Source organism: Mycobacterium sp. 852002-40037_SCH5390672 (genome assembly GCF_001665875.1).
Taxonomy (GTDB): Bacteria; Actinomycetota; Actinomycetes; order Mycobacteriales; family Mycobacteriaceae; genus Mycobacterium.
Genome location: NZ_LZTA01000021.1, coordinates 1 through 25466, shown reverse-complemented (window position 1 = coordinate 25466; position 25466 = coordinate 1). Strand labels below are relative to the sequence as shown.

Below are 25466 nucleotides of genomic sequence, written 5' to 3'. Positions count from 1 at the left end.
GTTGGGTGGGCTGGTAGTTGTTTATAAGACACAGGCACCGGGGGGGGCGCCGCCGAATCCGCGGGGCCCACCACCACCCCGTGCAGGGTGGGCAGGTTCAGCTCGGCCCCGTCGTAGAGCAGTTTGGCCTTGCCCTGGTAGACCAGCAATCCGGGCCAGGCGACGAATTGCGACAGTGCCTGTGCCTGACCGGATTCCAGCGCAGAGGCGCCGACCTGGGGCTGCTGGTTGAGCACCTCGACACCGTTGATCCCGGCTCTGCCCAGGGCGCGCAACAAAGTGCCGTGGCCGGCCGAGCCCACGCTGGCCGACACCTTGGCGCCGGCGAGGTCGGCCAGCCCCTTGGCCCGCGAATCCGGGCTGACCACCACCATGTTGAGGGCGCCCTTGGGGTTGTACCCGGTGACGGAGACGATCTCGGTGCGTGCCAGCGGGTTGGCCTGCGTCTTGGAGCCGTTGATCAGCATGGGATAGTCGCCCATCGAGCCGATGTCGATCTTCTCGGCGAGCATCTGCGCGGTGATCGGGGCGCCGGTGTCGTAATCCTGCCACCGCACTGCGTATTTGGTGCCGGTCCGGGTGGTGATGTCGGCCAGGCGGCGCTCCAGGTAGCGCTGCGCGCGCAGCAGCGTACCCGCGGTGACGGTGTTGATGGTCTTGGATTGATAACCCACCACCACGTCGACCACGCCGGCTGACTGCGTCAGGGATTCCAGTGAGCAGCCGGAGGTGAGCGCGGCGACCGCGATCACGACCGACGCCAGCGCAATGGCGCGTCGTTTCATCAAATATCCTGGGGTTGAATGCTTTTCAGCGAAGGAGATAGGGCATGTTGACCGTGACGGCGCCGGTGGGACAGCGGGCCGCGCAGGGTCCGCAGTACCAGCATTCGTCGACGTGCATGAAGGCCTTGCCGGTGTCGGGGTTGATGGCCAGCGCGTCGAGCGGGCACACCTCCACGCACAGCGTGCAGCCGTCGATACACAGCGACTCGTCGATCGTGACCGGGACGTCGGCGCGGTTGTTGTTGATCAGGGTCATGGGTTGCTCCTCATCAGGTTGCCCCGCATGGTGATTCGATCGCCCCGCATCCGGATGTACTCCAGATCGACGGGGGTGCCGTCGGCGAGGCTGGTGAGCCGCTCGAGCATCAGCAGCGCCGCACCGTCGGGCACCTGCAGGGTGGCCGCCGAGTGCGCGTCGGCCGGGATGGCCTCGAGCGCCAGTGCCGCCGAGCCCAGCCGTTGCCCGCTCACCTCCTCGATGAGCGCGAACAGGTCGTTGGTCTCCAGCGGACGGTTGAGCACCTGCCTGCCGATGTCGGGGGCGAGGTAGGTGAGGTCCAGGCTGAGCGGCAGATCACCCAGGTAACGCAACCGCTCGACGAACACCGCCTCTTCACCCGGTTGTAGCCGCAATCGGTGGGCCACCGACGGCGGGGCGGTGACCGGCATCGCGGCGCGCACCTCGTTGCGGACCTCACCGAGATCCTTGAACGTCTCCTTCAGACCCAGCAGCGCGTCGAGCCCGTGGTCGTATTTGCGCTGCGCGACGTGCGTGCCGACCTTGGGTCCGCGGTCGATGAGGCCCTCGTGTTTGAGGACGGCCAGTGCCTCGCGAATGGTGTTGCGCGATACCGAGAATTCGGCGGCCAGCTGCAGTTCGGCGGGCAGGCCCTCCGAATAGTCGTCGGCGTGGATCTGTTGGCGCAGCACATCGGCGACCCGGCGGGCACGGTCGGCCCTGGGTCCTCCGATGGGTACTGGATGCGCCACGGGAGTCACGCTAACGCAGCTCAGGGCCACTTTTCGGGTCGCCGATGAGGGCCGCTGAGGGCGGCCGGGCGCATTGCGCCGGGCAGCCTTCGGGCCCGACCAGCTAAAACCGGCACCCGTCGCGTCATTGCGCCACCTGCGAGAACCCGTCGGCTTTGTGATCCCGGTGAGCAGAACCTGCCACGCCGTGGCACTCGGCGATTCGGTGTGCTGCATTTACCCCGACGGCGGAAGATGACGTGCATGACTGACGTTTCGAAACAGGCGTTGACCAAGGTGCCGGCGGTCACCCTGGGGTTCTGGGTGATCAAGGTGCTGGCGACGACGCTGGGCGAGACGGGCGGCGACACCGTCACGATGACGCTGAATTGGGGCTATGCCGCCGGGGTCGCGATTTTCGGTGTCGCGCTGATGGCGCTGGTGGCGGCTCAGATCCTGGCCGAGCGATTCCATGCGATCCTCTACTGGGCGACGATCGTGGCTTCGACGACGTTCGGCACCGTGCTGGCCGATTTCGCGGACCGGTCCCTGGGCATCGGCTACACGGGCGGATCGCTGCTGCTGCTGGCTTGCCTGCTGGCCACCCTGGGACTGTGGCGATGGTCGCAGGGCACCGTGTCGGTCAGTACCGTCTCGACACCCAAAGTGGAGGCTTTTTACTGGGCGACCATCACGTTCTCGCAGACGCTGGGCACCGCGCTCGGCGATTGGCTGGCCGATACACGCGATTTCGGTTACGAACGCGGCGCGCTGGTTTTCGCGGCCGGCCTGGTGGCGGTCGCAGCGCTGTACTACTGGACCTCCCTTTCCCGCGTCACCTTGTTCTGGGTCGCGTTCATCCTCACCAGGCCGTTGGGGGCGACGGTGGGTGACTTCATCGACAAGCCCGTCGCCGACGGCGGCCTCGCGTGGAGTCGTCCGCTTGCCTCGGCGGTGATCGCGGCGCTTATCGCGATATTGCTGGTCGTCATACCCCAGCGTCCGGGGCGCCACCCCGGCCAACCCAAAGATGATGCGGCGCACGCTCATCCGGGTACCGAGGTCGAGCAGCCAGACCAGGATGCACACTGACCGGTCGTTCCCTTATCCGGCGCCCGCGCTCATCGAGAAATAAATGCGCAACGCACGCCCGGTAACGGTACGGGCGCAACCCGGTTCTCAACGATTTCACCGTGCTGTGGCCGTGGCGGGAAACCCCGGCGTCCTCTCGGTGGCGACCAGCCGGTTCTGCCGCATGGGCGGCCCGTTCGCCGAGGTGTTCATTGAGGCCCGCCGGCCCGACTGAGAATGTGTCCGGCGCTCGACGTAGCGTTGAAACATGAGAGTCCTGCTCGTTGAGGATGAACCACGTCTGTCCGCGACCGTGGCCAGGGGGCTCAAGGCGGAGGGGTTCGTCGTCGTGGCCGTCGGCAACGGTGCCGACGGTCTGCGGGAGGCCACCGAAAACACCTTTGACGTAGTCGTTCTCGACATCATGCTGCCCGGCCTCAGCGGTTATGAGGTGCTGCGCCGGATGCGGTCGCACAACGTGTGGACGCCGGTGCTCATGCTGACCGCCAAGGACGGTGAGTATGACGAAACCGATGCCTTCGATCTGGGTGCGGATGACTATCTGACGAAGCCGTTCTCGTTCCGCGTGCTCGTGGCGCGGTTGCGGGCTCTGGTTCGACGCGTCGCACCGGCGCGGCCGGTGGTGCTGAAAGCGGGATCCCTGGCGCTGGATCCCGCCCGGCACACGGTCAAACGGGGCTCCACCCCGATCGCACTGACTCCTCGGGAGTATGGGGTGCTCGAGTTCCTGATGCGCAACATGGACGTGGTGGTGACCAAAGCCGAGATATTGCAGAACGTGTGGGATGCGCATCATCACGGACCCGACAACGTGGTCGAGGTTTACGTGGGATATCTGCGTCGCAAGATCGATGTTCCCTTCGGCACCAACACCATCGAGACGATCCGGGGCGTCGGTTACCGATTGCTGTGCTGAGACCCTTGCTGGGGCAGCGTCACAATCATCGTGGTTCCGCCGCCGGGCGGGTCGTCGATGGTGACCGTGCCCCCGTGTGCGGCAACGACCTCGGCCACGATCGCCAGGCCCAGCCCGGTCCCTCCCCCGCTGCGGGACCGATCGGAGTCCAGGCGCACGAACCGTTCGAACACGCGGTTCCGATCGGCGGGGGCGATTCCGGGACCGTCATCGCTGACGGCAAGGATCGCCGTTCCGTCTTGGCCGCTGACTTCGATAGCGACGCACGAAACCGCATGCCGGACAGCGTTTTCGACCAGGTTACGGATCATGCGTGACATGGCCACCGGATCGGCGTCCAGACGCACCGGGCGGATATCGGTGTGAATCACGCATTGCGCCTCGCGTCGTGCACGATCGGCTTCGGTTTGCGTGAGGTCATCGAGAGCCACCTGCTCTTTGCGCCGCAGCAGCGTCTGTTCGTCGGCGCGGGCCAGCAGCAGCAGATCTTCGATCAGGGTGTGCATGCGCTGCGCCTCGGGCAGCAACGTGTTGACCGCCAGCTCGGCGTCGAGCAGATCGGGATGGGCCTCGACCACTTCCAGCCCGGAGATGATGGTGGTCAGCGGACTGCGCAATTCGTGGGACGCGTCGCCGACAAAGCGTTGCTGCGCACGATGACCCGCTTCCAGCCGCGACAGCATCTCGTTCATGGTGACGGCCAGGGCCGCAATCTCGTCGTGACTGTCGGGCACCGGCACCCGCTCGGCCAGATCGGACGTCGAGATGTCGGCCACCCTGATCCGGATCGCGTCCACCGACTGCAGCGACCGGCGCACCAGCCAGTAGGTCGCTCCCGCCACCGCCGCGACGATGACCGGCGCACTGCAGGCCAGCAGGATCGCCAGAGCCCGCGCGGTCGCCTCGACCGCCTCGCTGCCCCCTCCCACCAACACCGTGTACACACCGGATCGGGTTGCGACTTTTTGGCCACTGACACGCATGTCGTCACCGGCCACCGCGTCGTCGGGCAGGCCACGACGCAAGTTGAAGTCGAACTCGTCCGCCGGGACCAGCGGTGATTTCGGCGCCGAGCCGGATCGCTTGACCACCTTGCCATCCGGACCGATCAATTGGGTGGCGACCACCCGCTGGTCGGTGTGCAGCAACGCGTTGTCCAGATCGTCGAGCGAATCGGATTGCAGCGCCTTGGAGATATCGCGGACCCTTTCGGCCGCCGCGTAGTCGACGCCAGCCAGCAACGAGCGGTACAGGATCGCGTCCAATCCCGCGCCGGCAACGCCCAGCGCACACAGCACGACGATCGCCGACACCGCCGCCGAGCGGGCCGAGATGCCCAGGTGCGCGAGATGCCACGGGCGCACCTGCCCGCTTCGCCGAAACGGCCGGCCACCGAGTATCCGCACCCCTTGATTCTGCAGGCCCGCGGGCCTGCGGAAAACACCGAGCTCAGCGCGCTCTCAGCGCCTTCTCAGCGCCTGCGTCCTAGGCTGGCACCGTCATGTTTGGTACTGCACGCTCTTCGCGTCGTAACGATCGTGTGATCACCCGAATACTGGTCAGCGCGGCTGTCGTGTTCGGCCCGTGTGTCCTGGCAGCGGCGCCGGCCGGCGCCGACCCCAATCCGTTCAGCACGCTCAGTTCGAGCTGCAACGAAACCGCCCCGGCGGGCAGGGACGCACTCCTCCAGGGAATCCGGCGAGGCATCTCCGACTGGTCGCCCGGCGCACCGCACACCTACGCCCGCACCACGTGCGGCGCGACCCCGACTCCGACGACCGGCTGACCGCTCAGCCGCTGTCGGCGACCGACGGCACGGCGTCGGCGCCGTTGTTGCGCGCTCCATTCGTTGCGGACGCGTCCGGGGGCAGTTCGAAAGCCGCGGTCACCGAACCCACCGCCGCCATCGCGGCATTGCGTTGCGCCTCCATGCGCGCCAGCGCCGTCTCGGTGAAGACCGACAACCCGAGATCGGGGTTGTAGCCGTGGATTTCCTTGACGTCCAGCTGGGCCAGGAAGTAGACGATCTCCTTGGACACCACCTGACCCGGGACCAGCACCGGGAAGCCCGGCGGGTAGGGCACCACGAAAGTGGTGGACACCAGGGTCTTGCCCTCGGCCAGTCGTCGCCCGGCCATGCCGATCAGCACGTGTTCGCGATCGGACTCTTCGTATCCGGCGTAAAACGCCGAGCGCATGTCACCGAAGTTGCACTCATCGACGGGACGGAACGCCACATCGAATTCGCTGAAGTCGGGCAGATGCGGCAGATCCTCGGTGATCTCCTCGACATGACGCTCTTGCAGCGCCCGGTCGGCGACGCTGGCCGCCTTCTCGATGCGGTCGAAATCGATTGCCACCCTTCGCAACACATCGAGCAGGTAGTGCACGCTCGACCATGTGACGCCGATCGTGAAGATCAACAACACGCTGTTGATCGACGTCTTGTTGATCTGGATGCCGAATCGCTCCATCAAAATCTTCTCGCGGAAGTCATAGCCGTTCATCCCCGTCGCGCCGACGAACAAGGTCACCCGCGTCGCGTCCAGCACGAACTGGTCGGAGCGCCAGGCCTCGTTCCACTCGGCCAGCGCTCCCTGCCTGACCTCGCGGTAGGAACTCACCGAGGACTCCCGGAACTCCTCGGGCACCAGGTCGGATTCGTCGAGGATGCGGAACCACTTGCTGATCAGCCGGTCCTTACGCACCCGATGCCGAAAGACCAGCGCCATGTCGTAGACCTGCCGGACCAGTTGGAAGCCTTCGATGTCGACCTGGCGGCGCGCCAAGTCCAGTGATGCCAGCAGTTGCTGGTTGGGTGACGTCGAGGTGTGGGTCAGAAAGGCCTCACCGAACGAATCGCGGGTGAGCGCGTTGAAATCCTGGTCGCGCACGTGGATCATCGACGCCTGCCGAAGCGCCGACAGCGATTTGTGGGTGGAATGCGTGGCATAGACGCGCACCCGTGCACTGGCCGGGTCGGGCATCAGCTCGCGCTCGATCCACTCCGACCGGTCGACACCCTCCATGGACGCGGCCCATTTTCGGTGTTCCTCACCGTATTCCGGTGATGCCAGCATCTGCTCGAGACGCTCGGCAGACACCATCGCGGTCCGCTGCCGGGCCCACGGCACGGCCGTGGCGAACGCGTACCACGCCTCGTCCCACAGAAAGCAGATGTCCGGCTTGATCGCCAGCACCTCCTGCATGACCTGCAGGGGGTTGTAGACCACGCCGTCGAAGGTGCAGTTGGTCAGCAGCAGCATCCGCACCCGGTGCAGCTGTCCGGCCGCTTCCAGGCCCAGCAGCGTCTGCTTGATGGTGCGCAGCGACACCGCGCCATAGATCGCGAACTGCGGCAGCGGATACGCGTCCAGATACAACGGGTAGGCACCGGCCAGCACCAGCCCGTAGTGGTGCGACTTGTGGCAGTTGCGGTCGATCAGCACGATGTCGCCCGGCCGGGTCAACGACTGCACGACGATCTTGTTGGCGGTCGAGGTCCCGTTGGTGACGAAGTAGGTGTGGTCGGCATTCCACGTCTTCGCGGCCTTGTCCATCGCCTTTTTGATGTTGCCGTGCGGGTCCAGCAGCGAGTCCAGGCCGCCGGAGGTGGTGGAGGTTTCGGCCATGAAGATGTTGCGGCCGTAGAACTCCCCCATGTCCTGCAGCGACCTGGAGTTGAAGATGCTGGCGCCGCGCGCGACGGGCAGGGCGTGGAATTGGCCGACGGGCGCGGCGGCATACGCGCGCAGTGCGTCGAAAAATGGTGTGGCGTAACGGTTTCGCAGTCCGGCGAGCACCGTGCTGTGTAGATCGGTGACGTCGTTGAGCCGGTAGAACGTCCGATCGTAGACATCGGGTTCGGTGCCGTCGCCGGCTGCGATCGACTCGTCGGTGAGCAGATACAGGTCGATGTGGGGCCGCAGCTCCCTGATCCATTCGCCGCACTCCACCCAGTAGTTGGCGCGATCGGGAATGCCGTCGCCCGCGTCCTCGTTGGGCCCGAGCAACGTGTTCATCAGCGGCAGCCGGTCACGGGACCGAAGCGACAGATCGTCGCGGATGATCGCGGCCTGAATCTCCCCATTGAGCGCGACGGCGGTGATGGCATCTTCGACACTGGGGACGACCAGGATCTCGAACTGCACATCGTCGGACGGAGTGCGCAGCGCGCGCAGGCACTCGGCCAGGCTGTCCGGCGCCGTGCTCGGGGCGTCGTCGGCGAGCAGCACGGTGTAGAAGTGCTGCTGTTTGGCCTGGGCGACCAGTTCCTGGTCATCCAAGGGCGCCGACGTGTCGAAAAGCCCTGCGCGGTCACCATATTCACTCAGCAATCGCACGGCCAGGGAGACCTCTTCGGTGAGCCGCACCGTGGACAGGCTCTCCAGGTGGGCGCGGAAGATCGCCAGATTCGCCGCACCGGGGTACAGCCAGTACCGCTCGTAGGCGGCGATGCGGTCCATGAGGCGCTTCACCCGGGCCACGTCGTGGGCTTTGTCCAGCCCGGCGAGGTCCACCTCGGCGAGGTGGCGGCACGCGTCGTCGAGCAAATTCCAGGTATCGACCCGCGCGTATGACGGGTTGGCCACGGCCGCCAGTGCGGACACTCGAAGTCGTCGCGGCTGGGTGCTGTATCGAATCATGACCTCACCTGTTCTTCTCGGATCGCCGCCGCTGACGTGCCGCTCGTATTGTGAACCCGCTGCGCCACGGCCGTGGTCATTTCACTCAGCTGGGTCAGTGATCCGCCTCGTCGTCACTTTCCACTACACGCCGGTTACCCCGGGTGCTGTCCACCCACCGCAGCATGGGCAGCTCCCAGCGACGGACCGGCAACTCGGTGACATCGCTGAGCGACCGCACCACGCCCTGCGTCAGCCCCATGATCGCGGCCATCACCGGCAGTAGCGGCTGCAGCGGCTTGGCCGCCGAGCGCACCGTGCTGATCCGGCGGGCCACGGCCACCCGTTCGACGCAGTGATACAGCCAGGCGCCCACGCCCAGCGCGTAGATCGAGAGCACCGAGGCGACGATGGTCAGCCCGTAGGCGGCGCAGATCACCGCGCCCAGCACCACCGTCGCGGCCAGGACGGCCGCAACGGCCAGGCGCAGCTCCAACCGGGTCATGGCTGCGGTCCGTGGTCCTCCGGGGTAACTGGGGCGTCGGAACCCACCGCTCCTCGGACCGCCTGGGCGGCGGCGCGGATCTGCGGCGTCACCAGCATGACGTGGCCGAGCACTCCGTTGACGAAGCCGGGCGAGTCGTCGGTGGACAGCTCCTTGGCCAGCTGGACGGCCTCGTCGACGGCGACCGGCTCCGGCACGTCGTCGGCATACAGCAGCTCCCAGACCGCGACCCGCAGGATCGCGCGGTCCACGGCGGGCAGCCGGTCCAGCGTCCAGCCCTGCAGGTGCGAGCGGATCAGGTCGTCGATGTGCGCGGCGTGTTCGCCGACGCCCCGGGTCGCCGCGGCCGTATAGGGCTGCAGGGGTGCGACGTCGGGATTCGTCTCGGCAAGCCCGGTGCGCACGTCGACCACCTCCGCCGGGCTCAGGCCGCGGGCCTCGGCTTCGAACAACAGGTCGACGGCGCGTTTGCGGGCCTGATGGCGTCCGCGGGAGGGCCCGCCGGGCCGGCCGGGCCGGCTCACGCGTTTACACGTCCCAGGTAGCTGCCGTCGCGTGAGTCGACTTTCAGCTTGTCTCCGGTGTTGATGAACAGGGGCACCTGGATCTCGGCGCCGGTCTCGACGGTCGCCGGCTTGGTGCCGGCGCTGGACCGGTCGCCCTGCAGCCCCGGCTCGGTGTGGGTGACCACGAGCTCGACGGTCACCGGCAGCTCGAGGTACAGCGGCGCCCCGTTGTGGAATGCCACCTGCACCGGCAGGCCCTCGAGCAGGAAGCGGGCGGCGTCGCCGACCAGCGACTCGGGCAGTGGGTGCTGCTCGTAGTCCTGGCTGTCCATGAACACGAAGTCCGAGCCGTCGCGGTACAAGTAGGTGGCGTCGCGCCGGTCGACGGTGGCGGTCTCCACCTTCACCCCGGCGTTGTACGTCTTGTCGACGACCTTGCCGGAGAGCACGTTCTTCAGCTTGGTCCGCACAAAGGCCGGACCCTTGCCCGGTTTGACGTGCTGGAAGTCGACGATCTGCCACAGTTGGCCGTCGATCACCAGCACCAGTCCGTTCTTGAAATCGGCAGTGCTTGCCACGGTTCGGTATATCTCCTCGGACGTTGGACAGTCGGCTACGGAAGTGTCTGTAACTTGTCGGTCAGTTTAGAGTGCTCCGCGGCCGGGGCCCGCCGGCCGGGTCCGGCCGCGATGACGGCCGAAACGCCCTCAGCGGTGGACGTGTTCGCGGCCGCGCGCGGCTTGCTCGTCGGGCGACGGCAACGGCTTGATCATCGTGAGCAGCGGGACGTGCAGCGTAACTCCGTCGGCGAACGGCATGTGGATCGCGAAGTAGACGATCTGCATTTCCAGCCGCATTTCCCGAAGGGGTTGGGCGTACAAGTCCCACCGGAAATCCCGGAGGCGCGCCAAAGCCCGTGCCACCCCGTTCACGCTCCCGACTGTACTCGCGGGGGCAAGCCCCGAAGCCAGGCGCCGGGTGCAGCGGGTCGGCACCATCGGGGCCTGTGCCGATCGCAAGCGCGGCGCAGGCGCCGGGTGCAGCGGGTCGGCACCATCGGGCTAGACCAGGACGGCCAGCTCCTTGGGGAACTTGGTCAGCAATTCCGGGGCCGCCCCGCCGGCCTCCTGCGGCACCACCAAGGTGTCTTCGATGCGGACACCGCCGCGGCCGGGCAGGTAGACGCCGGGCTCCACGGTCACCACGGATTCGGCCAGCAACGTGCCGGTGGACGTGGCGCCGATGCCCGGCGCTTCGTGGATTTCCAGGCCCACGCCATGGCCCAGGCTGTGGCTGAACTGCTCGCCGTACCCGGCGTCGGCGATCACCCGGCGCGCTGCGGCGTCCACCTCGCGCAGGTCGGCGCCGGCGTGCAGTGCCTCCCGGCCGGCCCGCTGCGAGTCGGCGACCAGCTGGTAGATCTCCAGCTGCCAATCGGCCGCCTTGCCGAGCACAAAGGTGCGGGTCATGTCGGAGTGATAACCGCCGACCAGCGCACCGAAGTCGATCTTGACGAAATCACCGCCGGCCAGCACCGCGTCGGTGGGGCGATGATGCGGGATCGCCGAATTCGGCCCCGCGGCCACGATGGTCTCGAACGAGATCGCGTCGGCGCCGTGGTCCAGCATCAGGGCCTCCAGCTCGCGGCTGACCTCGCGCTCGGTGCGGCCGGGCCGCAGGCCGCCACGCTCCACCAGATCGGCGAGTGCGGCGTCGGCCGCCTCGCAGGCCAGTCGCAGCAGGGCGACCTCGCCGGCGTCCTTGACCTCGCGCAACGCCTCAACGGTTCCGGCAGCCTTGACCAGCTCGGTGGCCGACTTGCGCTCGTCGAGCTCACGGGTCAGGACGTCGAATCCGTCGACCGTCACCACGTTGCTCTCGAAGCCCAGCTTCTGCGCACCCGCCTCGGCGGCCCGGCCCGCCAGGTAGCGTCCGAGCGCCCGTTCGATGGCGACTTCGAGGTCCGGCGCCTGCTCGGCGGCCTGGGTTCGGTAGCGCCCGTCGGTGGCCAGCACCGGGCCGCGACCGTCGGCGAACACCAGCAACGCGCCGTTGGACCCGGTAAAACCGGAGAGGTAACGGACGTTGACCAGGTCCGTGACCAGCAGCGCATCCAATCCGCCGGCCTCAAGTCGCGCTCTGAGCCTGTCTCGACGCTGTGAATGTGTCACGGGTCTTGACGGTACTCGCTACGCTTTTGGGCCATGAGTAACTGGATGCTGCGCGGATTGGTCTACGCCGCGGCGATGGTCGTAGTCCGATTGTTCCAAGGTGCACTGATCAACGCGTGGCAGATGCATGCGGGGCTCTTCAGCGTGGTGCTGCTGATTCTGTTCATCATCGGCGTGGCCGTGTGGGGTGTTCTCGACGGGCGGGCCGACGCCCGCGCCAACCCCGATCCGGATCGCCGCGGCGACCTGGCGATGACCTGGCTGTTGGCCGGCCTGCTGGCCGGGGTGCTCAGTGGGATCGTGTCCTGGCTGATCGCGCTCGTCTACACGGGCTTGTACACCGGGGGGCTGCTCAACGAGGTGACGACGTTTGCGGCCTTCACCGCGCTGTGCGTCTTCCTGCCCGGCATCATCGGCGTGACCATCGGGCGCTGGCGGGTGGACCGGCAGGCGGAAAAGACTCCGGAGAAACACCACGGCCTTGACCAAAAGCGCGACGGTGACACCGACGTGTTCTCCGCGGTGCGCGCCGATGACGCGCCGACCGGCGAGATTCCCGCGCAGACGTCGGGCGCGCAGTCCGAGGCGCGGACCGGGTCGGTCGCCACGGCCGAGCGCGAGGAGCCCACCGACACGGTGGCCACCACCGAATCACCGACCGAAACGATCGCCAAGCCCGAGGACGACCCGAAGACCGAGGTGATCCGCCCCGCCGCCGGCGACGAGCACACCAAGCCCGAACACGGCAAGGGCTAGCTGTCGGCGCCGGGCCCCCCGGCAAGATAGCGCAGGGCGAGCAGATACCCCTGCACGCCCAGCCCGACGATCACTCCGGTCGCGACGGGGCTGAGGTAGGAATGCCGCCGAAATTCTTCGCGCGCATGGACATTGGAGATGTGCACCTCGATGAGCGGGGCACTCAACTCCGCGCAGGCGTCGCGCAGCGCCACCGAGGTGTGCGTGAGCCCGCCGGCATTGAGGATCACCGGTTCACCCGCGTCCGCGGCCGAATGGATCCAGTCCAGCAGTTCTGCTTCGCTATCACTTTGCCGCACAACCGCTTTGAGACCGAGCGCGTCGGCTTCCCGCTCGATCAGCGCCGCCAGCTGATCATGCGTCACGTCGCCGTAGACGTCGGGCTCGCGCCGGCCCAGCCGGCCCAGATTCGGGCCGTTGATGATGTTGACCGTTGCTGTCATCAAACCTCCGCGAGTCCGGCATAGGCCGCCGCCAGCAGCGACGGGTCGGGGCCGGCCAGCCGGCCCGGCTTGGCCAGTCCGTCGAGGACCACGAACCGCAGCACCCCGGCCCGCGATTTCTTGTCTCCCGCCATGTATTCCAGCAGCTGCGGCAGCGCATCGGCGTCGTAGCTGACCGGAAGGCCGAGCGCGGACAAGATGGTGCGGTGGCGCTGCGCGGTGGCGTCATCGAGCCGGCCCGCCAGCCGGGCCAGCTCCGCGGCGAAGACCAATCCCACCGACACCGCGGCGCCGTGCCGCCACTGGTAGCGCTCGCGACGCTCGATCGCGTGCCCCAATGTGTGCCCGTAGTTGAGGATCTCGCGCAGCTCCGACTCTTTCTCGTCGGCGGCGACGACCTCCGCCTTGACGGCGATCGCGCGCCGGATCAGCTCCGCCAGGACGTCACCCGACGGGTCGACCGCGGCCCGCGGATCGGCCTCGATGAGGTCGAGAATCACCGGATCGGCGATGAACCCGGCCTTGACGACTTCGGCCATCCCGGCAACAAGTTCGTTGGCGGGCAACGTCTGCAGCGTCGCCAGATCGACCAGAACCGCGTTTGGCTGATGGAACGACCCGACCAGGTTCTTGCCCGCGTCGGTGTTGATCCCGGTCTTGCCGCCGACGGCCGCGTCGACCATGCCGAGCAGCGTGGTGGGCACGTGCACGATGTCGACGCCGCGCAGCCAGGTGGCCGCCGCGAACCCGGCGACGTCGGTGGCGGCGCCGCCGCCGAGGCTGACCAGCGCGTCTTTGCGCCCAATCCCGATGCGGCCCAACACTTCCCACAAGAAGCCTACGACCGGAAGATCTTTGCCCTCTTCGGCGTCCGGGATTTCGATGCGGTGCGCGTCAACACCCTTGTCCGCCAAGCGGCTTCGGATCACCTCGGCGGTCTCCGCCAGCACGGGTTGATGCACGACGGCCACCTTGTGCCGGCCGGACAGAAGTTCGTCCACCTCACCCAGCAAGCCGGTACCGATGATCACCGGATAGGGCGGATCTACGGCCACCTCGATGGTGACCGGGCCACCCGGCGTGGTCACGTCGCGGCCCCGGCGGGAGCCTGCAACCGCGAGACGATGTAGCGGACCACCGCACCGGGGTTGCGCCGGTTGGTGTCGACGCGGATGGTCGCCGCGCGCCGGTACAGCGGGCTGCGTTCGGCCATCAGCGCGCGATATTTGTCGGCGCGATCGGGCCCGGCCAGCAGCGGGCGCACGGCGCTGCCGCCGGTGCGACGCACGCCTTCGGCGGCGCTGATCTCCAGGTAGATCACGGTGTGACCGGCGAGTGCCGCACGCACCCCGGGGCTGGTGACGGCGCCGCCCCCGAGTGACACCACGCCGTCGTGGTCGGCCAGCGCCGCGCGCACCACCTCTTCCTCGATGCGGCGGAATTCCGGCTCGCCGTCGGCGGCGAAGATGTCGGCGATGCGGCGCCCGGTCCGCTGCTCGATGGCCACATCGGTGTCCAGGAAATCGACCCCGAGGGCCTTGGACAGCCGCCGGCCGATGGTGGATTTGCCCGATCCCGGCAACCCCACCAGGACCGCTTTGGGCGCCATTACGCGGTACCCCGGGCGGCAGGCGACTCCCGCTCGGCGACCGCCTGCCGGTAGGACTCGACATTACGGCGGGTTTCGGGCAGCGAATCGCCACCGAACTTCTGCAGCGCCGCGCGGGCCAACACCAGCGCCACCATGGCCTCGACCACCACGCCTGCGGCCGGCACCGCGCACACGTCCGAACGCTGGTGGATTGCGACGGCCTCGTCGCCGGTCGCCATGTCGACGGTGGCCAGCGCCCGCGGCACCGTGGAAATGGGCTTCATCGCGGCACGCACCCGCAGCGGCTGGCCGTTGGTCATGCCGCCTTCCAGGCCGCCCGCGCGGTTGGTCGAGCGGACAACACCGCCGGGGCCGGGGTACATCTCATCGTGGGCGCGGCTGCCGCGGCGGCGCGCCGTCTCGAAACCGTCGCCGATCTCGACACCCTTGATCGCCTGGATGCCCATGACGGCCGCGGCGAGCTGGCTGTCCAGCCGGTTGTCGCCGCTGGTGAACGAGCCCAGGCCGACGGGCAGGCCCAGGGCCACCACCTCGACCACACCGCCCAGCGTGTCGCCGTCCTTCTTGGCGGCTTCGATCTCGGCGATCATCGCCTGCTCCGCAGCCGCGTCGTATGCGCGCACCGGGCTGGCGTCGATCCCGGGCAGGTCGCCGGGGCCCGGCGGCGGCCCGTCGTAGGGCGCCGACGGGCCGATCGCGATCACGTGCGAGAGCACCTCGACGCCGAGCGCCTGACGCAGAAACGACCGGGCGATGGTCGCCGCGGCGACCCGGGCCGCGGTCTCACGCGCGCTGGCCCGCTCCAGCACCGGCCGGGCATCGTCGAAGCCGTACTTGAGCATGCCGGCGTAATCGGCGTGGCCGGGCCGCGGCCGGGTGAGCGGCGCATTGCGCGCGCTGTCGGCCAACTCCCCCGGGTCGACCGGGTCGGCGGCCATCACGGTCTCCCACTTCGGCCATTCGGTATTGCCGATCTCGACGGCGATGGGCCCACCCAGGGTGACACCGTGACGCACCCCGGACAGCACGCTCACCGCGTCCTGCTCGAACGCCATCCGGGCGCCGCGACCGTAGCCGAGGCGACGACGGGCCAGCTGTTCGGAAATGTCGAGGGAGGTGACCTCCACCCCGGCGACCATGCCTTCGAGCACGGCCACCAGCGCGCGGCCATGCGACTCCCCAGCAGTGATCCAACGCAACACGGGTCCCATCTTCCCATGTCGACTTCTGAAAAGCCGATTCGCGCAGTCCGCAGCGGTGCCGGGCCCGCGCGCGGAACAGACCCGGACCAGATCAGAAGAAACTGCTCGCAGGCAGGTCCGCGCCGTTGACGGCGACATCGCCGAGCACCCGCGCCTTGTAGACGGTCGGGTGGTGCGAGAACAGCGTCCGCAGGTTGCGCCAGTGCCGATCCAACAGCGCCGACGCCTGCACGGCCGATGCACCACCGACGTCGATGTCCAACTGTTCTGGGGGAGCCCCTGGACGGGATCGCCGAACGCATCGACAGGCTTAAGTCGTTGTCCGACAAGCTCGGTCGCGAGCACGCGCCGCTGGAGTTCGGCCTTCGGGTGACCACGCTGGTGCGCGACACGTCCGAGCAAGCCTGGCGCGACGCCGAGGCGAAGGTCGCCAAGCTGGCCGGCACACCCACCATGGTGCTGCTGCACGACCCGGCGGGGTCCGCGGGCCAGCGGCGGCTGGCGGAGCTGGCCGGGCGCGGGGAAGTGCTTGATTCCTGCCTGTATACGACGCCGAGCAAGTACGGCGGGGAGGGAGCCGGGACGACCTGGCTGGTCGGCTCGGCCGTCGAAGTCGCTGCCGCGTTGCGCAAATATGCCGACCTCGGAGTCAGCCATTTCGTGTTATCGGACACGCCGTACAAGTCGGAGACGGCCAGGCTCGGCGACCAGCTGTTGCCGCTGCTGCGCACCACCGCCGTCCCGAACTGAGGCCTCAGAGCAGGGACAGCCCCACACTCGCAGCGCTGGCCAGACACATCGACGGCCCGTGCGGCAGCGCGGCCGTGCCGTAGCCGCCGCCGCGAAGCCGGGCGACCACCCCGAGCAACGCGGTCAGCAGGGGCGCGCCCAACGCCGCCAGAAACCACGCGCCGACACCGAAGCAGCCGGTCAACGCGCCCAGACCGAGGGCCAGCTTGACGTCACCGGCGCCCATTCCGCCCGGCGCCGCCCAGTGCACCACCAGATAGAGGGCGGTCAGCGCCACGGTTCCGGACAGCGCCGCCGACCCGCGTCCGGCCAGCGTCGCGACCGCCAGGATCGCCGTGGCCCCGGTCAGCGTCAGCGTGTTGGGCAAGCGGCGTTCGCGGATGTCATAGCCGCTCAAGACCGCCAACCAGGCCAGCGCCAGACACGCCACCGCAATCCGCATGCGCGGCAGGCTAATCCGGGGCGGCCACCGCGCAAGTCATGGCCTCGCGCGGTGCGGGCCGCCCGGTGAACTGTTCCACCTGTGCGAAAGCCTGGTGCAGCAGCATCTGCAGACCGCTGACCACCCGGCCGCCGGCGGCGCTCACCGCGGCGGCCAGCGGCGTGGGCCACGGGTCGTAGACGGCGTCCAGCAGCACACCGATGCGTTCGAAGGTGCCGGCATAGCGCGCGGCCACGTCGGCCGGGATGGTGCTGACCAGCACCTCGGCGGCCGCCACCTCGTCGGCCAGGCCGCCGCCGTCCAGGTCGCAGAACCGGGCCGGCACGCCCAGTTCGCTGCCCAGATCCACCAACCGGGCGGCTTTGTCGGGGTTGCGGGCCACCACGGTGATGCCGGCGACGCCCAGCTGGGCCAGCCCGGCGACGGCCGCCGGCGCGGTGCCGCCCGATCCACAGACCAGCGCCCATCCCGAAGCGCTCCCGAGCGCCCCGGCCACCCCGTCGATGTCGGTGTTGTCGGCCCGCCAGCCCGTCGGCGTGCGGACCAACGTGTTGGCCGATCCCACCCGCAGCGCACGGTCGGTGCGCTCGTCGGCGAACCGCAGGGCGGCGAACTTGCCGGGCATGGTCACCGACACCCCGACCCAATCGGGACCGAACCCGCCGACCATGCCGGGCAACTGTTCGGCGTCGCATTCGATGCGGTCGTAGGTCCAGTCGGCCAGGCCCAGCGCACGGTAGGCGGCCAGGTGCAATTGCGGGGACTTCGAGTGGGCGATCGGCTTGCCGAGCACGGCCGCCTTTCTCCGGCCCGCGCTAGCGGGGCGTGCTGTCGAGGACACCGTTGTGCTTAGCCAGCTCGATGTTCGCCAAATGTTGTTGATAGTCGCGGGTGAACAGCGTCGTGCCCTGGGTGTCGATGGTGACGAAGTACAGCCAGTCACCGGGCTGCGGGTGCTCGGCGGCGTTGAGCGCATCGGTGCCCGGCGAACAGATCGCCGTGGCCGGCAAGCCCTGCGAGACGTAGGTGTTCCACGGCGTCTTCTGGGCCCGGTCGCCGTCGCTGGTGGCGACCTCGCGGCGGTCCAGCGGGTAGTTGACCGTCGAGTCGAACTCGAGCGTGTGGTGGGCGTGCAGGCGGTTGTAGATGACCTGCGCGACCTTGGCGAAATCCTGGGAATTGGATTCCTGCTGCACCAGCGACGCCACCACCAGGATGTCGTAGGGCGACAGGCCCATCGCCTGGGCGGTGTCGACCAGCCCGGACTTCACGTACTCCTCGGCTCCCGCGCCGATCAGGGTGGCCAGGATGCTCTCCGGTGACGCGGACGGATCGATATTGAAGGTGCCCGGCCCGATCAGACCCTCGATCCGGCGATGGTCCTTGCCCAGCTCGTTGACCGGCTCGAGCGCCCACGCCGGCACCGACAGCGCCGCGGTGCTGCTGTTGGTCGCGGCGGCGCGCAGGTCCTGCGCCCGGACGCAGCGCGTGTCGCCGTCGAGATCCACGCAGGTCGCGCGCGAGATCAGCGTCAGAATCCCCGGCGTCACCACGTTGGTCTTCATATCGGTGGTGTCGTCGAGCTGTCGGCCCTCGGGGATGACCAGCCGGCCCACGCGGCTCTTCGGGTCGGCCAGCCGCGAGACGGCGTTGGCCGCCGGGATCTCGGTGCGCATCCGGTAGAAGCCCGGCTGAATCGAGTTGATGGCGCTGTTGCCGTGCGCGGCGTTGACGAACGCCCGCACCGTCTTGATGACCTGCTCTTTTTGCAGCGTCTCGCCGATATTGGTGGTCGAGTCACCGGCTTGCACCTGGATCACCAGGTCCCGCTTGCCGCTTCCGCTGTAGTCGTCGCCCGCCCCGAACAGCGTGTGCCACAGCTTGCCGCCCACGAAAACACCGGCGAGCACCACCACCACGAACACCGCGAGCGCGATCTTGCCGGCGAAGCGCCGCCGCCGGCGGCCCCGCTCGGCCTGATTGCGGGCGACGCGGCTCGACCGGCGCCGGGGCGGCGCGCCCACGGCCTCGGGCTCAGCTCGTTCCCGCCGTGCGCTGTCAACCATCGCTGAGCTCCCTCGCCACTGCCGCGCGGCGCTGATCCAGCCAACTCTGCAGGATCGCCACCGCCGCGGCCTGATCGATCACCCCACGCTGTTCTTTGGCCCGCACCCCGGCCGCGCGCAGCGATCGCTGCGCGGCCACGGTGGTCAGTCGCTCGTCGGACAGCCGCACCGGAGTGGGGGCGATCCGCTCGGCCAGTTTGGTGGCCAGCTCAATCGCATCGATCGCCGAAGGACCGGTGCGATCGGCCAGGGTGCGCGGCAATCCAACGACCACCTCCACGGCCTCGTATTCGGCGGTCAGCGCGGCCAGCCGGCGTAAATGTTTGCCGTTGCGGTCGCGGCGCACCGTCTCGACCGGGGTGGCCAGGATGGCGTCGGGGTCGCTGCAGGCCACGCCGATGCGCACGCTGCCCACGTCGATGCCGAGCCGTCGTCCCCGTCCGGGGTCCTGGTGAGGATCGCCGGGCCGGTCAGGCAAGCGGTGCTGTGCTGAAGCCACTCAATCGACCCGCGCTATCACGGCGATCTCGGAACGTACCGCGTCGAGCGCTGCGTCGATGCCTGCCGGATGCTTGCCGGAGCCTTGCGCCAGGTCCGCCTTGCCACCGCCGCGGCCGTCGACGCTCGCCGCGAGCTGCTTGACCAGGTCGTTGGCCCGAAGCCCGAGATCTTGGGCGGCCGGATTGGCGGCGACGGCATACGGCACGGACCCGCCTTCGCCCTCGGCGATCAGCGCGACCACCGCGGGATCGCTGCCCAGCTTGCCGCGGATGTCGCCGACCAGGGAACGCAGATCGGCCGCCGTCATTCCGCCGGACATCCGTTGCGCCACCACCCGGACGTTACCGATGCGCTCCGCCCCGGCCGCGGCGTTGGTCGCGGCGGCGCGCGCGCCGGCCAGCCGGGCGCGTTCGAGTTCCTTCTCCGCCGCCTTGAGCCGTTCCACCAGGTTGGCCACCCGGGCGGGCACCTCATCGGAGGGCACTTTCAGCGACGACGCCAGCCCCGCCATCAGCGCGCGTTCCTTGGCCAGGTGCCGGAACGACTCCAGCCCCACGTAGGCCTCGACCCGGCGCACCCCGGAACCGACCGAGGATTCGCCCAGCAGCGTCACCGGCCCGATCTGAGCCGAGTTGTGCACGTGGGTCCCGCCGCAGAGCTCCAGCGAGAAGGGACCGCCGATCTCCACCACCCGGACCTCGTCGGGGTAGGCCTCGCCGAACATCGCCATCGCGCCCATCGCCTTGGCCTTCTCCAGCTGCTCGGTGAACGTGTGCACCTCGAAGTCGGCCTGCACGGCCTGATTGGTCACCTCTTCGACCTGGGTGCGTTGGTCTTCGGACAGCGGCCCTTGCCAGTTGAAGTCGAACCGCAGGTAGCCCGGGCGGTTCAGCGACCCGGCCTGAACGGCGTTGGGCCCCAGCACCTGCCGCAGCGCCGCGTGCACCATGTGGGTGCCCGAGTGCCCCTGGGTCGCGCCGCGGCGCCACTGCGGGTCGACCGCCGCGACGACGTTGTCACCCTCCACGAATTCACCGGACTCGACGTTAACCCGATGCACCCATAGGGTTTTGGCGATCTTCTGCACATCGGTGACCGCCGCACGGGCGGTCTCGCCGGCGCCCGTTCCGCTGATGGTGCCCTCGTCGGCGATCTGGCCGCCGGCCTCGGCGTAGAGCGGGGTGCGGTCCAGCACGAGTTCGACCCTGTCGGCCCCCTCGGTGCCGTGGGTGACCACCGGAACCCGCTTGCCGTCGACGAAGATGCCCAGAATCCTTGCCTCGGAAGTCAATTCGTCGAAGCCGGTGAACTCGGTGGGCCCGGCGTCGACCAGTTCACGGTAGGCGGTCAGGTCCGCGTGGGCGTGTTTGCGCGCGGCGGCATCGGCCTTGGCGCGGCGGCGCTGCTCGGCCATCAGTTCCCGAAAGCCGACTTCGTCAACCTGCAGACCGGCCTCGGACGCCATTTCCAGCGTGAGCTCGATCGGGAACCCGTAGGTGTCGTGCAGCGTGAAGGCGTCCGAACCCGAAATCGCTTTCACACCTGCGGCTTTGGTGGTGCCGGCCACCTCGTCGAACAGCTTCGAGCCCGCCGCAAGCGTGCGATTGAACGCGGTCTCCTCGGCGACGGCGATGCGCCGGATCCGGTCGAAGTCGGCGACCAGTTCGGGGTACGACGGACCCATCGCGTCGCGCACGGTGGCCATCAGGTCACCGACGATGGGTCCCTCGATGTCGAGCAGCCTGGCCGAGCGGATCACCCGGCGCAGCAGCCGGCGCAGCACATAGCCGCGGCCGTCATTGCCGGGCGTGACGCCATCGCCGATCAGGATGGCCGCGGTGCGGCTGTGGTCGGCGATGACCCGGTAGCGCACGTCGTCGTCGTGGTTGCCCGCGTCATACCCCCGGGGCGCGCGCGCCGCCGCGGTGTCGATGACCGGCCGCAGCAGGTCCGTCTCGTACACGTTGTGCACGCCCTGCAGGATGAAGGCGACGCGCTCGACGCCCATGCCGGTGTCAATGTTCTTGCGGGGCAAGGGCCCAAGGATCTCGAAGTCGGCTTTGCCGGTGCCCTCGCCGCGTTCGTTCTGCATGAACACGAGATTCCAGATCTCGATATAGCGGTCCTCGTTGGCGATCGGGCCGCCCTCGACGCCGAACTCCGGCCCGCGGTCGTAGTAGATCTCCGAGGACGGGCCGCACGGTCCAGGGATGCCCATCGACCAATAGTTGTCTTCCATGCCGCGGCGCTGGATGCGATCCTCGGGCAGCCCGGCGATCTCCTGCCACAGCTGCACGGCCTCGTCGTCGTCGAAAAAGACCGTCGTCCAGATCCGTTCGGGATCCAGGCCGTAACCGCCCTGCTCGACGCCGTCGGTCAGCAACGTCCAGGCCAGTTCGATGGCGCGGCGCTTGAAATAGTCGCCGAACGAGAAGTTGCCGGCCATCTGAAAGAAGGTGTTGTGCCGGGTGGTGATACCGACCTCGTCGATATCGGGGGTGCGGATGCACTTCTGGATGCTGGTGGCGGTCGGGTATTCGGGGGTGCGCGCGCCCAAGAAGTAGGGCACGAACTGCACCATGCCCGCATTGACGAACAGCAGGTTGGGGTCGTCGAGGATCACCGATGCGCTCGGCACCTCGGTGTGGCCCGCCTTCACGAAATGATCAAGAAACCGCTTCCTGATCTCGTGTGTCTGCACTTGAAGTCCGCTTCTTCCTGTTACTCCGACGTCTGGCTCCCAGCCTATTCGCCGGGGTATGCAAGCCCGTCCAATGACGCATTTCGACCGCTCACAGTACCTGCCCCGGTGCGCCGGACACCGAGCCGCTAACCCTCCAGAAAGCTCAGCCGGACCGAGCGTTGCGGGTTGTCCCGATTCAGGTCGACCAGGACGATGCTCTGCCACGTGCCCAGCATCGGCTCCCCCGCCGAGACCGGAACCGTCACCGACGGCGCCACGAGCGCGGGCATCACGTGGTCGGCGCCGTGGCCCTTCGAGCCGTGCGAATGCCGGTACCGGTCGTCGCGCGGCAACAGCCGTTCGAGGGTGTCTACCAGGTCGTCGTCGGAACCGGCACCCGTCTCGATGATGGCCACGCCCGCCGTGGCGTGCGGGACGAACACGTTGCACAAGCCGTCCCCGCGCGACCAGCAGAACCCGCGCACCGCCTCGGTGAGATCGACGATGCGGCGGCGCGAGGTGTCCACGTCCAACACATCGGTATGCACCCGGCCAAGCCTACGGCGCGAGCGTCACGACCAGCCAATCGTTTGTGAGCGCGGCCACAGTTGGGCATTGCGGCGAGTAACCGGCAGGAGGAAGGTAACTGGTGAGACCGGTGGCGCCACCGGGGCGCCGCCCCGACATAGGAGGGGCATACCGTGTACGCACGCTCCACCACCATCCAGGCGCAACCCCTATCGGTCGACATTGGAATTGCGCACGTTCGCGACGTCGTCATGCCCGCCCTCACGGAGATCGACGGGTGCGTGGGACTGTCGCTGTTGGTTGACCGGCAATCCGGCACCTGCATCGCCACCACCTCGTGGGAAACCATCGAGGCGATGCGCGGCAGTGCCGAACAGGTCGCGCCCATCCGCGACCGGGCCGCGCTGATGTTCGACGGCAGCGCGCGCGTCGAGGAGTGGGACATCGCCCTGCTGCACCGCGATCACCCCTCCCGCCAGGGCGCGTGTGTGCGCGCCACCTGGCTCAAAGTGGTGCCGGATCAGCTCAGCCGCTCCCTGGACTTCTACCGGTCCTCGGTGCTGCCCGAGTTGGAACACCTCGACGGGTTCTGCAGCGCCAGCCTGCTGGTCGACCACCCCGCCTGCCGCCGGGCCGTCACCTGCTCCACGTTCGACTCGATGGAGGCGATGGCCCGCAACCGCGACCGGGCCAGCGAATTGCGCAGCAGGCGGGTGCGCGAGCTGGGCGCCGAGGTGATCGACGTGGCCGAGTTCGAGCTGGCGATCGCCCACCTGCGGGTGCCCGAGCTCGTCTAGCGCCGCGCACCGGTCCGGTAGCCGCTCAGGGCAGCGCGTCTCCGGGGAATCCGCGGCAGGCGTGCACCTGGTAGGTGAAGACTCCCGCGGCCACCCCGGGGTCGTCGCTCATGAGGGCGGCGGTCTCGTCGACCGTCGCCGCGAACACCCCGATGCCGCAGATGTCGGACTCGTCGCTGACCGGAAGGACGATCGCGAGCACGCCGTCGTCGCGCAGCCCGAAGTTGCGCCGGCCGTGCTCCCAGATGATGCCCGTCGACGACTCGTCGCCGAACCGCGGGCCGCGCTTGAGGATGACGACGCTGTAGGGCTTGGCGGTGGGCAGCAGTTCGCCCATCTCTTCATCGGTGAAGGTTTTCATGATCGTCCCCTCTTATTGCGGATGATCGCGCGCAACCGGTCCAGCCGGCCGACCATTTCGCGCTCACCGCCGCGTCCGGTGGGCCGGTAGTAATCGACACCGACCAGCTCATCCGGTGGATACTGCTGTGCGACAACACCATCCGGGTTGTCGTGCGAGTACTTGTAGCCCTGCGCGTTGCCCAGCCCCGCCGCACCCGAATAGTGCCCGTCGCGCAAATGGGGCGGCACCAGGCCGGCTTTGCCGGCCCTGATGTCGCTCATCGCCGCCCCCAGCGCCGTCGTGACAGCGTTCGATTTCGGCGCGGTGGCCAGATAGATCGTGCAGTGCGCCAGGGTGAGTTGGGCCTCGGGCATGCCGATAAGCGCCACCGTCTGCGCGGCCGCAACCGCGACCTGCAGCGCGGCCGGGTCGGCCATGCCGATGTCCTCGCTGGCCAGGATCATCAGCCGGCGCGCCACGAACCGCGGGTCCTCGCCGGCGACCAGCATTCGGGCCAGATAGTGCAGCGCGGCGTCGACGTCCGAGCCGCGGATCGACTTGATGAAGGCGCTGATGACGTCGTAGTGCTGGTCGCCGTCCCGGTCGTAGCGCACCGCGGCTTCGTCCAGGGACTGCTCGACGGCGGCGACGGTCAACTCGCCACCGGGCTCCACCGCCTCGGCGGCGACTTCCAGCGCCGTCAGCGCGCGCCGGGCGTCACCGGCGGCCAGCCGCACCAGCAACTCGACGGCCTCGGGCGCGACTGTGATCTGTCCGCCCAACCCGCGCGGGTCGTCGATCGCGCGCTGCACCACGGTGCGGATGTCGTCGGCGCTCAGCGGCCGCAACTGCAGGATCAGCGAACGCGACAACAGCGGCGCCACCACCGAGAAGCTGGGGTTCTCCGTGGTCGCCGCCACCAGCAGCACCACCCGGTTCTCCACCGCGGACAGCAGCGCGTCCTGCTGGGTCTTGGAGAACCGGTGCACCTCATCGATGAACAGCACCGTCTGCTCACCGGACAGCAGTGCCCGGCGCGCGGTGTCGATCACCGCCCGCACGTCTTTGACACCGGCCGACAAGGCCGACAGCGCCTCGAACCGGCGGCCGGTCGCCTGCGAGATCAGCGCGGCCAGCGTCGTCTTGCCGCTGCCGGGCGGCCCGTACAAGATGGCCGACGCCACGCCCGAGCCCTCGACCAGGCGGCGCAGCGGAGATCCGGGCGCCAGCAGATGGTCCTGCCCGACCACCTCATCCAGCGATGCCGGACGCATCCGCACCGCCAGGGGTGCACCGCCCGATACGCCCAGCCCATGATCGGTCGGCTGCCGCGTACCGGGGAGGTCGAACAGACCGTCGGACACGAATTCAGGCATACCACGACGGGCCGACGCCCGCGCCGGCCCAGGCGCGCACGCCCGGCGATCCGCGCGCGCCCGGGCCCCTTCTTTGCTAAGTTCGGCGTTTGCCAAGTTCCGCGCGCGTTCCCTCCTAGGAAACTTCGCCCCACGAGGAAATCCGACAGCAAGGACGGACATGAGCCAACCTCCCGAGCATCAAGGCAACCCGGCAGACCCTCAGGGCACCAACCCTGCCGGCTACCCGCCGCCGGGCTACGGCGCGCCACCGCCTCCGGGTTACGGCACACCGCCTCCGGGTTACGGCGCACCGCCTCCGGGTTACGGCGCACGGCCTCCGGGTTACGGCGCGCCGCCTCCGGGTTACGGCGCACCCCCGCCACCTCCGGGCTACGGCCCACCCCCGGGCTATGGCC

25 protein-coding genes and 4 pseudogenes are annotated in these 25466 nt (G+C 68.5%); 6 read left to right on the top strand and 23 right to left on the bottom strand.

Annotated features, from left to right (window positions below):
- The 3 genes and pseudogenes from A5782_RS04435 to A5782_RS04425 all read right to left on the bottom strand — a co-directional run.
- Window positions 1-785: pseudogene (locus A5782_RS04435) on the bottom strand (ABC transporter substrate-binding protein); the annotation flags it as partial.
- 25 nt (window positions 786-810) lie between these two features.
- Window positions 811-1041 carry a ferredoxin family protein gene (locus A5782_RS04430; protein WP_064885673.1) on the bottom strand — a complete coding sequence of 77 codons (231 nt, stop codon included), beginning with the start codon at window positions 1039-1041 and terminating at the stop codon, window positions 811-813.
- On the bottom strand, window positions 1038-1784 hold the full coding sequence (locus tag A5782_RS04425; protein ID WP_067095716.1) for a GntR family transcriptional regulator: 747 nt from the start codon (window positions 1782-1784) through the stop codon (window positions 1038-1040). Before A5782_RS04425 ends, A5782_RS04430 begins: the two co-directional genes overlap by 4 nt.
- A gap of 234 nt (window positions 1785-2018) precedes the next feature.
- Here A5782_RS04425 and A5782_RS04420 point away from each other — a divergent pair, with 234 nt between their 5' ends.
- Together A5782_RS04420 and A5782_RS04415 are read left to right on the top strand one after the other, a co-directional pair.
- A complete protein-coding gene (locus tag A5782_RS04420; RefSeq protein ID WP_067095730.1) occupies window positions 2019-2846 on the top strand; it encodes a hypothetical protein in 828 nt (275 codons plus the stop codon).
- A gap of 247 nt (window positions 2847-3093) precedes the next feature.
- Window positions 3094-3762 carry a response regulator transcription factor gene (locus tag A5782_RS04415; RefSeq protein WP_067095712.1) on the top strand — a complete coding sequence of 223 codons (669 nt, stop codon included), beginning with the start codon at window positions 3094-3096 and terminating at the stop codon, window positions 3760-3762.
- Here A5782_RS04415 and A5782_RS04410 read toward each other — a convergent pair.
- From A5782_RS04410 to A5782_RS04375, 7 genes are all read right to left on the bottom strand, one after another.
- Window positions 3744-5162, bottom strand: coding sequence for an ATP-binding protein (locus A5782_RS04410; protein WP_369815581.1), 1419 nt, complete (start codon window positions 5160-5162; stop codon window positions 3744-3746). The two genes, A5782_RS04415 and A5782_RS04410, sit on opposite strands and share 19 nt — an antisense overlap.
- A gap of 390 nt (window positions 5163-5552) precedes the next feature.
- On the bottom strand, window positions 5553-8408 hold the full coding sequence (locus A5782_RS04400) for an aminotransferase class I/II-fold pyridoxal phosphate-dependent enzyme (protein WP_067095706.1): 2856 nt from the start codon (window positions 8406-8408) through the stop codon (window positions 5553-5555).
- Window positions 8409-8502: 94 nt separating this feature from the next.
- Window positions 8503-8892: an antitermination protein NusB gene (locus A5782_RS04395; RefSeq protein ID WP_067095702.1), complete on the bottom strand. Its 390-nt coding sequence runs from the start codon at window positions 8890-8892 to the stop codon at window positions 8503-8505.
- Window positions 8889-9416: a transcription antitermination factor NusB gene (gene nusB, locus A5782_RS04390; RefSeq protein ID WP_067095699.1), complete on the bottom strand. Its 528-nt coding sequence runs from the start codon at window positions 9414-9416 to the stop codon at window positions 8889-8891. Before nusB ends, A5782_RS04395 begins: the two co-directional genes overlap by 4 nt.
- Window positions 9413-9976: an elongation factor P gene (gene efp, locus A5782_RS04385; protein WP_067095697.1), complete on the bottom strand. Its 564-nt coding sequence runs from the start codon at window positions 9974-9976 to the stop codon at window positions 9413-9415. The genes nusB and efp overlap by 4 nt, the downstream gene beginning before the upstream one ends.
- Before the next feature lie 129 nt (window positions 9977-10105).
- Complete coding sequence (locus A5782_RS04380) at window positions 10106-10330, bottom strand: hypothetical protein (protein ID WP_231986592.1); 225 nt, start codon at window positions 10328-10330, stop codon at window positions 10106-10108.
- A 129-nt stretch (window positions 10331-10459) separates the two neighbouring features.
- Window positions 10460-11569, bottom strand: coding sequence for a Xaa-Pro peptidase family protein (locus A5782_RS04375; protein ID WP_067095694.1), 1110 nt, complete (start codon window positions 11567-11569; stop codon window positions 10460-10462).
- A gap of 33 nt (window positions 11570-11602) precedes the next feature.
- Here A5782_RS04375 and A5782_RS04370 point away from each other — a divergent pair, with 33 nt between their 5' ends.
- Window positions 11603-12325 (top strand): B-4DMT family transporter, encoded by a 723-nt coding sequence (locus tag A5782_RS04370; protein ID WP_197694098.1) that lies wholly within the window; start codon window positions 11603-11605, stop codon window positions 12323-12325.
- Here A5782_RS04370 and aroQ read toward each other — a convergent pair.
- From aroQ to A5782_RS25970, 5 genes and pseudogenes are all read right to left on the bottom strand, one after another.
- A complete protein-coding gene (gene aroQ / locus A5782_RS04365) occupies window positions 12322-12768 on the bottom strand; it encodes a type II 3-dehydroquinate dehydratase (protein ID WP_067095691.1) in 447 nt (148 codons plus the stop codon). The genes A5782_RS04370 and aroQ overlap by 4 nt on opposite strands.
- Entirely contained in the window at window positions 12768-13856 is a 1089-nt protein-coding gene (gene aroB, locus A5782_RS04360) for a 3-dehydroquinate synthase (RefSeq protein WP_067095688.1), read from the bottom strand. The genes aroQ and aroB overlap by 1 nt, the downstream gene beginning before the upstream one ends.
- Complete coding sequence (locus A5782_RS04355; RefSeq protein ID WP_067095685.1) at window positions 13853-14377, bottom strand: shikimate kinase; 525 nt, start codon at window positions 14375-14377, stop codon at window positions 13853-13855. Before A5782_RS04355 ends, aroB begins: the two co-directional genes overlap by 4 nt.
- Window positions 14377-15582, bottom strand: coding sequence for a chorismate synthase (aroC, locus tag A5782_RS04350; protein ID WP_067095718.1), 1206 nt, complete (start codon window positions 15580-15582; stop codon window positions 14377-14379). The genes A5782_RS04355 and aroC overlap by 1 nt, the downstream gene beginning before the upstream one ends.
- 91 nt (window positions 15583-15673) lie before the next feature.
- Window positions 15674-15835 (bottom strand): annotated as a pseudogene (locus A5782_RS25970) (acyl-CoA dehydrogenase); the annotation flags it as partial.
- On the opposite strand from A5782_RS25970, the pseudogene A5782_RS04345 reads away from it, so the two are divergent.
- Window positions 15827-16332: pseudogene (locus tag A5782_RS04345) on the top strand (LLM class flavin-dependent oxidoreductase); the annotation flags it as partial. The pseudogenes A5782_RS25970 and A5782_RS04345 sit on opposite strands and share 9 nt — an antisense overlap.
- A gap of 4 nt (window positions 16333-16336) precedes the next feature.
- On the opposite strand, the gene A5782_RS04340 reads toward A5782_RS04345, so the two are convergent.
- The 6 genes from A5782_RS04340 to A5782_RS04315 all read right to left on the bottom strand — a co-directional run bounded on the left by A5782_RS04340 (window position 16337) and on the right by A5782_RS04315 (window position 22560).
- On the bottom strand, window positions 16337-16774 hold the full coding sequence (locus tag A5782_RS04340; RefSeq protein WP_067095682.1) for an A24 family peptidase: 438 nt from the start codon (window positions 16772-16774) through the stop codon (window positions 16337-16339).
- A gap of 10 nt (window positions 16775-16784) precedes the next feature.
- The gene (locus A5782_RS04335; RefSeq protein WP_067095679.1) at window positions 16785-17615 is read right to left on the bottom strand and encodes a shikimate dehydrogenase; all 831 of its coding nucleotides are present in this window, start codon (window positions 17613-17615) and stop codon (window positions 16785-16787) included.
- On the bottom strand, window positions 17590-18840 hold the full coding sequence (gene mltG / locus A5782_RS26675; protein WP_067095676.1) for an endolytic transglycosylase MltG: 1251 nt from the start codon (window positions 18838-18840) through the stop codon (window positions 17590-17592). Before mltG ends, A5782_RS04335 begins: the two co-directional genes overlap by 26 nt.
- Window positions 18833-19339 carry a Holliday junction resolvase RuvX gene (ruvX, locus tag A5782_RS04325; RefSeq protein WP_067095673.1) on the bottom strand — a complete coding sequence of 169 codons (507 nt, stop codon included), beginning with the start codon at window positions 19337-19339 and terminating at the stop codon, window positions 18833-18835. Before ruvX ends, mltG begins: the two co-directional genes overlap by 8 nt.
- Entirely contained in the window at window positions 19340-22042 is a 2703-nt protein-coding gene (gene alaS / locus A5782_RS04320; RefSeq protein WP_067095670.1) for an alanine--tRNA ligase, read from the bottom strand.
- A 128-nt stretch (window positions 22043-22170) separates the two neighbouring features.
- Window positions 22171-22560 carry a secondary thiamine-phosphate synthase enzyme YjbQ gene (locus A5782_RS04315; RefSeq protein WP_197694100.1) on the bottom strand — a complete coding sequence of 130 codons (390 nt, stop codon included), beginning with the start codon at window positions 22558-22560 and terminating at the stop codon, window positions 22171-22173.
- Between the two features lie 165 nt (window positions 22561-22725).
- On the opposite strand from A5782_RS04315, the gene A5782_RS04310 reads away from it, so the two are divergent.
- Window positions 22726-23349, top strand: a complete 624-nt coding sequence (locus A5782_RS04310; RefSeq protein WP_067095664.1) for a hypothetical protein — start codon at window positions 22726-22728, stop codon at window positions 23347-23349.
- 25 nt (window positions 23350-23374) lie between these two features.
- Here A5782_RS04310 and A5782_RS04305 read toward each other — a convergent pair whose 3' ends face one another.
- On the bottom strand, window positions 23375-23710 hold the full coding sequence (locus A5782_RS04305) for a hypothetical protein (protein WP_067095661.1): 336 nt from the start codon (window positions 23708-23710) through the stop codon (window positions 23375-23377).
- A complete protein-coding gene (locus tag A5782_RS04300; protein ID WP_067095658.1) occupies window positions 23707-25068 on the bottom strand; it encodes a replication-associated recombination protein A in 1362 nt (453 codons plus the stop codon). The genes A5782_RS04305 and A5782_RS04300 overlap by 4 nt, the downstream gene beginning before the upstream one ends.
- A 160-nt stretch (window positions 25069-25228) precedes the next feature.
- On the opposite strand from A5782_RS04300, the pseudogene A5782_RS25160 reads away from it, so the two are divergent.
- Window positions 25229-25466, top strand: a pseudogene (locus A5782_RS25160) (hypothetical protein); the annotation flags it as partial.

What these genes read in the sequence shown, in the direction of transcription:
- A5782_RS04395 (WP_067095702.1), bottom strand. Translation starts at nt 8,892, where the DNA reads ATGACCCGGTTGGAGCTGCGCCTGGCCGTTGCGGCCGTCCTGGCCGCG.
- A5782_RS04400 (WP_067095706.1), bottom strand. Translation starts at nt 8,408, where the DNA reads ATGATTCGATACAGCACCCAGCCGCGACGACTTCGAGTGTCCGCACTG.
- A5782_RS04355 (WP_067095685.1), bottom strand. Translation starts at nt 14,377, where the DNA reads ATGGCGCCCAAAGCGGTCCTGGTGGGGTTGCCGGGATCGGGCAAATCC.
- A5782_RS04370 (WP_197694098.1), top strand. Translation starts at nt 11,603, where the DNA reads ATGAGTAACTGGATGCTGCGCGGATTGGTCTACGCCGCGGCGATGGTC.
- A5782_RS04430 (WP_064885673.1), bottom strand. Translation starts at nt 1,041, where the DNA reads ATGACCCTGATCAACAACAACCGCGCCGACGTCCCGGTCACGATCGAC.
- A5782_RS04300 (WP_067095658.1), bottom strand. Translation starts at nt 25,068, where the DNA reads ATGCCTGAATTCGTGTCCGACGGTCTGTTCGACCTCCCCGGTACGCGG.
- A5782_RS04415 (WP_067095712.1), top strand. Translation starts at nt 3,094, where the DNA reads ATGAGAGTCCTGCTCGTTGAGGATGAACCACGTCTGTCCGCGACCGTG.
- A5782_RS04305 (WP_067095661.1), bottom strand. Translation starts at nt 23,710, where the DNA reads ATGAAAACCTTCACCGATGAAGAGATGGGCGAACTGCTGCCCACCGCC.
- mltG (WP_067095676.1), bottom strand. Translation starts at nt 18,840, where the DNA reads ATGGTTGACAGCGCACGGCGGGAACGAGCTGAGCCCGAGGCCGTGGGC.
- A5782_RS04420 (WP_067095730.1), top strand. Translation starts at nt 2,019, where the DNA reads ATGACTGACGTTTCGAAACAGGCGTTGACCAAGGTGCCGGCGGTCACC.
- A5782_RS04340 (WP_067095682.1), bottom strand. Translation starts at nt 16,774, where the DNA reads ATGCGGATTGCGGTGGCGTGTCTGGCGCTGGCCTGGTTGGCGGTCTTG.
- aroQ (WP_067095691.1), bottom strand. Translation starts at nt 12,768, where the DNA reads ATGACAGCAACGGTCAACATCATCAACGGCCCGAATCTGGGCCGGCTG.